General features: G+C 70.4%; 5 protein-coding genes. All 5 read left to right on the top strand.

The window, feature by feature from the left end; all coding sequences use genetic code 11:
* Positions 1–320 precede the first annotated feature (320 nt).
* The 5 genes from PLL68_RS11495 (at position 321) to serA (ending at position 6356) form a co-directional block, all read left to right on the top strand.
* Positions 321–2237, top strand: a complete 1917-nt coding sequence (locus PLL68_RS11495; protein ID WP_159900295.1) for an acetolactate synthase large subunit — start codon at positions 321–323, stop codon at positions 2235–2237.
* A gap of 14 nt (positions 2238–2251) precedes the next feature.
* On the top strand, positions 2252–2764 hold the full coding sequence (gene ilvN, locus PLL68_RS11490; protein ID WP_159900293.1) for an acetolactate synthase small subunit: 513 nt from the start codon (positions 2252–2254) through the stop codon (positions 2762–2764).
* A 90-nt stretch (positions 2765–2854) separates the two neighbouring features.
* Positions 2855–3886 (top strand): ketol-acid reductoisomerase, encoded by a 1032-nt coding sequence (gene ilvC, locus PLL68_RS11485; protein WP_159900291.1) that lies wholly within the window; start codon positions 2855–2857, stop codon positions 3884–3886.
* Between the two features lie 136 nt (positions 3887–4022).
* The gene (locus PLL68_RS11480; RefSeq protein ID WP_324534209.1) at positions 4023–4496 is read left to right on the top strand and encodes a DedA family protein; all 474 of its coding nucleotides are present in this window, start codon (positions 4023–4025) and stop codon (positions 4494–4496) included.
* A gap of 273 nt (positions 4497–4769) precedes the next feature.
* Positions 4770–6356, top strand: a complete 1587-nt coding sequence (serA, locus tag PLL68_RS11475) for a phosphoglycerate dehydrogenase (RefSeq protein WP_324534207.1) — start codon at positions 4770–4772, stop codon at positions 6354–6356.
* Positions 6357–6419: the final 63 nt, after the last annotated feature.

The following is a 6419-nucleotide window of genomic DNA, read 5'->3' as shown; positions in this document are numbered from 1 at the left end:
CTAGCGGAGGGCGCGGCTGCGGCGCCCCGGCATCCACGACGCTCACCCACGGCAGGTGAGGCACGTCACCTTCCCGGATCGTGGGATCGGCCGTCTCGCCGGTTGACACGACCACCCCGGCGGGGGACAGTTCAGGGGTGGCCCGAGTCCTCGTACTTTCACGGCGCGTCTGACCGATCAGGCAGACGCGCTCCCTCCGTCGTCCCCCGTGGGACTGGAGGGTTTTTTTGTGCACGGACGACGGCCGCGAGCAAGCGGCAAACCCCAGAGAGCGGTGAACGGCAGTGAGCGAAACGAGGCCGGCGAACCCGGTTGTCCCGATGGCCAAGAGCGCGGCCGCGACCCCGAGCGGTTCCGGGGGCTCCGGTGGCCCCGGCAGCCCGAGCCCGGCGCAGGTCGCGCAGCAGGCCCGCGCCCGGACCCCGATCGAGGTGACCGGCGCGCAGAGCCTCGTGCTCTCCCTCGAGGCGATGGACGTCGACACCGTCTTCGGCATCCCCGGTGGGGCGATCCTGCCGGCGTACGACCCGCTCCTGGACTCGGTCAAGGTGCGGCACATCCTCGTTCGGCACGAGCAGGGCGCCGGCCACGCCGCCGAGGGCTATGCCGCCGCCACCGGGCGGGTCGGGGTCTGCATGGCCACGTCCGGCCCCGGGGCCACCAACCTCGTGACCCCGCTCGCCGATGCGCACATGGACTCCGTGCCGATCGTGGCGATCACCGGCCAGGTCAACTCGGCCGCCATCGGCACCGACGCCTTCCAGGAGGCCGACATCCGCGGCATCACGATGCCGATCACCAAGCACAACTACCTGGTGACCAATGCCGACGAGATCCCGCGGATCATCGCCGAGGCCTTCCACATCGCCTCCACCGGCCGCCCCGGCCCGGTGCTCGTCGACATCTCCAAGGACGCGCTCCAGGCCCGCACCACCTTCTCGTGGCCTCCGCGCATCGACCTGCCCGGCTACCGCCCGGTGACCCGCCCCCACGGCAAGCAGATCCGTGAGGCCGCCCGCCTCATCGCCGCGGCCGAGCGTCCCATCCTCTACGTGGGCGGCGGCGTCATCCGCGCCGAGGCCAGCGAGGAACTGCGCCGCTTCGTCGAGCTGAGCAAGATCCCCGTCGTGACCACCCTGATGGCGCGTGGGGCCCTGCCCGACAGCCACCCGCTCCACCTCGGGATGCCGGGGATGCACGGGTCGGTCTCGGCCGTCACCGGCCTCCAGAAGTCCGACCTCATCATCGCCCTCGGCGCCCGGTTCGACGACCGCGTCACCGGCCAGCTGTCGACCTTCGCGCCGTTCGCGAAGGTCATCCACGCCGACATCGACCCTGCCGAGATCGGCAAGAACCGGCGGGCCGACGTCCCGATCGTCGGCGACTGCAAGGCGGTGATCACCGACCTCACCGAGGCCGTCGACTCCGACATCGACGCGGGCCGTGGCGGCGACTACAGCGAGTGGCGCGAGCGGGTCGCAGGCTGGAAGGAGTCCTTCCCCGTCGGCTACACCGAGCCCGAGGAGGCTTCTCTGGCACCGCAGTACGTCATCGAGCGGCTCAGCGCCATCGTCGGCCCGGAGGCCGTGTACGTCGCCGGCGTCGGCCAGCACCAGATGTGGGCGGCCCAGTTCGTGCAGTACGAACGCCCCAACGCCTGGCTGAACTCCGGTGGCCTCGGGACCATGGGCTACGCCGTCCCGGCCGCGATGGGCGCCCAGGTCGGTGAGCCCGACCGCACCGTGTGGGCCATCGACGGCGACGGCTGCTTCCAGATGACGAACCAGGAGCTCGCGACCTGCGTCATCAACAACATCCCGATCAAGGTCGCCGTCATCAACAACAGCTCGCTCGGCATGGTGCGCCAGTGGCAGACCCTGTTCTACAACGAGCGTTACTCCAACACCGACCTGCACACCTCGGTGGGCTCGCGGGTGCCTGACTTCGTCAAGCTCGCCGACGCCTACGGCTGCGCCGGGTTCCGGTGCGAGCGCCCCGAGGACGTCGACGACACCATCCGTGCCGCCATGGCCGTCAACGACCGCCCGGTCATCGTCGACTTCGTCGTCCACCGCGACGCGATGGTCTGGCCGATGGTCGCAGCCGGGGTGAGCAACGACCTCATCCAGGTCGCCCGCGACACCGCGCCGCAGTGGGACCGCGAGGAGTCCGAGGCGCTCGAGCAGGACCTCGATGCCGATCACGACGGAGTCCCCTCGGGCTCCCCCCGGAACTGAAAGCGGTGACTGTCATGTCGAAGCACACCCTGTCCGTCCTCGTCGAGAACAAGCCCGGCGTGCTCGCCCGCATCGCCGCGCTGTTCTCCCGTCGGGGCTTCAACATCGACTCCCTCGCCGTCGGTGAGACCGAGTACCCCGACGTCTCGCGGATGACCGTCGTCGTCGACGTCGAGGACCTCCCGCTCGAGCAGGTGACCAAGCAGCTCAACAAGCTCGTCGAGGTGCTCAAGGTCGTCGAGCTCGAGCCGACGTCGGCCGTCCAGCGCCAGGTCATGCTCATCAAGGTGCGTGCCGACGCCGCCACCCGCAGCCAGGTGCTCGAGATGGTGCAGATGTTCCGGGCCAAGGTCGTCGACGTCGCCACCGAGTCGCTCACCATCGAGGCCACGGGCACCACCGACAAGCTGCGCGCCCTGCTCGACGTCCTCGAGCCCTACGGCGTCAAGGAGCTCGTGCAGTCCGGGATCGTCGCGATCGGTCGCGGCCCGCGATCCATCACCGACCGGAGCCTGCGCACCGCCTGAGACCACGCCGCACCCCACCCGGGGCACGGCATACAGTTCCACCCGAACTTCCACCCACAGTCACCACCACCACGAGGAGAGGCCGAGACGATGGCCGAGATGTTCTACGACGACGACGCCGACCTGGCGATCATCCAGGGCCGCAAGGTCGCGGTCATCGGGTACGGCAGCCAGGGCCACGCCCACGCGCTGAACCTGCGCGACTCCGGGGTCGACGTGCGCGTCGGGCTCGCCGAGGGCTCGAAGTCCCGCGCCAAGGCCGAGGCCGAGGGCCTGCGGGTGCTCAGCGTGGCCGAGGCCGTCGCCGAGGCCGACCTCGTCGTCATCCTGACGCCCGACCAGGTGCAGCGCACCGTCTACGCGAACGAGATCCAGCCCAACCTCGCCGAGGGTGCCGCGCTGCTGTTCGGCCACGGCTTCAACATCCGCTTCGGCTACATCACCCCCGAGGCTGGTTCCGACGTGCTCATGGTCGCCCCCAAGGGCCCCGGCCACCTCGTGCGCCGCGAGTTCGTCGACGGCCGCGGTGTGCCCGTGCTGCTCGCGGTCGAGCAGGACGCCTCCGGCCACGCCTGGGACCTCGCGAAGTCCTACGCCAAGGCCATCGGTGGTCTGCGCGCCGGCGGCATCAAGACGACCTTCACCGAGGAGTGCGAGACCGACCTGTTCGGTGAGCAGGCCGTGCTCTGCGGCGGCGCGTCGCAGCTCGTGATGTACGGGTTCGAGACCCTCGTCGAGGCCGGCTACCAGCCCGAGGTCGCCTACTTCGAGTGCCTGCACGAGCTCAAGCTCATCGTCGACCTGATGATCGAGGGCGGCATCGCCAAGCAGCGCTGGTCGGTCTCCGACACCGCTGAGTACGGCGACTACGTCTCCGGCCCGCGCGTCATCGACCCGTCGGTGAAGGAGAACATGCAGGCGGTGCTCGCGGACATCCGCAACGGCGCCTTCGCGAAGCGCTTCATCGACGACCAGGATGCCGGTGGGCCCGAGTTCGCCGAGCTGCGCGCCAAGGGTGCCGCTCACCCGATCGAGGCCACCGGCCGCGAGCTGCGCAAGCTCATGGCGTGGGTCGACTCCGACCGCGACCAGGACTACGTCGAGGGTTCCGCCGCCCGCTGACCCCGGCTCGCGCCTGCCCGCCGCGGCAGTCGAGTGAGCGCAACACGCCGGGTGCGATTCGTCGCGGCCGGCGTGTTGCGCTCTCTCGTTCGCGCCCGCGGGCAGGGCCCCACGCGGCCATGTCTACGATCTGGGGGTGGAGTCGTGGGTGGAGGGCTGGCCGGTGTGGCTGGTCTTCGGGGTGCTCTGGCTCGGTGCCTTCACCCGCGGGAACGCGACCTACTGGGTCGGCCGTGGGGTGCGCGCCGGGGGTGGTCGGTCGCGCTTCGCCGACCACCTGGAGCGCCCCATCGTCCGCCGGGCCGAGGGGTGGGTCCGGCGCTTCGGGGCCCCGGCCGTGGCGCTGGGCTTCCTCACCGTCGGGGTGCAGACGGCGATCAACGCGTCGGCTGGCATGCTCCGGATGCCGCAGCGACGCTTCCTGCCGGCAGTCACCGTGGGCGCCCTGCTCTGGGCCACCGTGTACACGACCGTCGGGTTCACGGTGCTCGACGCGTGGTTCGGCGACCTGGCGTGGTGGTGGGCCCTCGCGGCGGTCGCCGTGGTGGTGGCGATCGTCGTCGTGTCGCGCCGACTCGAGCGGGCACCTGCGGACTCCGCCGGGGGCTGAGTCGAAGGATCAGTCGAATCGTGGGTGCGCGGTTTTGCGGGCGGTAACACCTCGACCCCGCGCTGGATGCCGTGGTGGCGGCATGCGTCCCGTGTCACAGAGTGGTCAGTGGAGTCCACATGCTGGGCTGCCCGTATCATGGAACTCCCGGCCCAGCGGCGTGCCGGAGCGCCTCGCCGAGCACCGGTGAGGCGCGCGGCCCGTCCGGGCCACGGCATCCCGCATCTCCAGCGGATGACCGACCGCAGCAGCACCGAAGGCAGGATTCCTTTCGTGAGCAAGCCCGTCGTCCTCATCGCCGAAGAACTGTCCCCGGCCACCCTCGACGCACTCGGCCCCGACTTCGAGGTGCGCCACGTCGACGGAGCCGACCGATCGGCCCTGCTCCCGGCCATCGCCGACGTCGACGCGGTGCTGATCCGCTCGGCCACCAAGATCGACGCCGAGGCCCTGGCAGCAGCCAAGAACCTGAAGGTCGTCGCGCGCGCCGGCGTGGGTCTGGACAACGTCGACGTGCCCGCCGCCACGAAGGCCGGCGTCATGGTCGTGAACGCCCCGACCTCCAACATCACCTCCGCTGCCGAGCTCGCCGTCGGCCTGCTGCTCGCCTGCGCGCGCAACATCGCACCGGCCAACGAAGCCCTGAAGAACGGGGCGTGGAAGCGCAGCAAGTACGGCGGTGTCGAGCTGCTCGAGAAGAAGGTCGGCATCGTCGGCTTCGGCCGCATCGGCCAGCTGGTCGCCGAGCGGCTCAAGGGCTTCGGCGTCGAGGTCCTCGCGTACGACCCCTACGTCTCCGTGCAGCGCGCCGGACAGCTGGGCGCCCGCCTGGTCACCCTCGACGAGCTGCTCGCCGAGAGCGACTTCATCACGATCCACCTGCCGAAGACCCCCGAGACCATCGGCCTCATCGGCACCGAGGCGCTGACCAAGGTCAAGCCCAGCGTGCGCATCATCAACGCGGCCCGCGGGGGAGTGCTCGACGAGCAGGCACTCGCCGACGCCATCGCCGAGGGTCGGGTCGCCGGCGCCGGCCTCGACGTCTTCGCCACCGAGCCCTGCACCGACAGCCCCCTGTTCGCCCACGAGTCGGTCGTCGTCACCCCGCACCTCGGCGCCTCGACCGAGGAGGCCCAGGAGAAGGCCGGTGTCGCCGTGGCCAAGTCGGTGCGCCTCGCCCTCGGCGGCGACCTCGTGCCGGATGCCGTGAACGTCTCCGGTGGCGCGGTCGCCGAGGAGGTGCGCCCCGGCATCGACCTCGTCGAGAAGCTGGGCCGCGTGTTCACCGGGTTCGCGGGTGCCGTGCCGGTGCAGCTCGACGTCGAGGCCCGTGGCGAGATCACGAGCCACGACGTGTCGATCTGGCAGCTCGCAGCGCTCAAGGGTCTGTTCACCGACATCACCGAGGACCCGGTCACCTACGTCAACGCCCCGCTCATCGCCAAGGAGTTCGGCTGCGAGTCGCGCCTGCTGACCGAGGAGGTCTCCGAGGACTTCCGCAACGTCACGACCCTCAGCGGCACGATGGCCGACGGCTCGACCCTCTCGGTCTCGGGCACGCTCACCGGCCCGAAGATGGTGCAGAAGCTCACCGGCATCAACGGCTACGACCTCGAGATCCCGCTCAGCGTGCACATGGCGTTCTTCTCCTACGTCGACCGGCCGGGCGTCATCGGCGCCGTCGGCAGGATCCTGGGCGACGCCAACGTCAACATCGCCGGCATGCAGGTCTCCCGCGACGACGTGACCGGCAAGGCCCTGGTCGCCCTGATCCTCGACAACGAGATCCCCGCCGACGTCGTCACCTCCGTCGAGGCCGCGATCGGCGCCGAGACGGTGCGCGTGGTCGACCTCGTCTGACCGAGCCGGTTCCGGCCCATCGCTTGGCCGGCCACGCAGAAGTTCGGATGGCACGCAGCAATT

The sequence above is a fragment of the Ornithinibacter sp. genome (assembly GCF_035443565.1).
In the GTDB taxonomy this organism is placed as follows: domain Bacteria; phylum Actinomycetota; class Actinomycetes; order Actinomycetales; family Dermatophilaceae; genus Fodinibacter.
Note: the sequence above shows the minus strand (reverse complement) of the source record. Positions and strands in the feature narration are given on the sequence as shown.

Coding starts and splice junctions, on each gene's coding strand:
- PLL68_RS11495 (WP_159900295.1), top strand. CDS start 321: ATGGCCAAGAGCGCGGCCGCGACCCCGAGCGGTTCCGGGGGCTCCGGT.
- ilvN (WP_159900293.1), top strand. CDS start 2,252: ATGTCGAAGCACACCCTGTCCGTCCTCGTCGAGAACAAGCCCGGCGTG.
- ilvC (WP_159900291.1), top strand. CDS start 2,855: ATGGCCGAGATGTTCTACGACGACGACGCCGACCTGGCGATCATCCAG.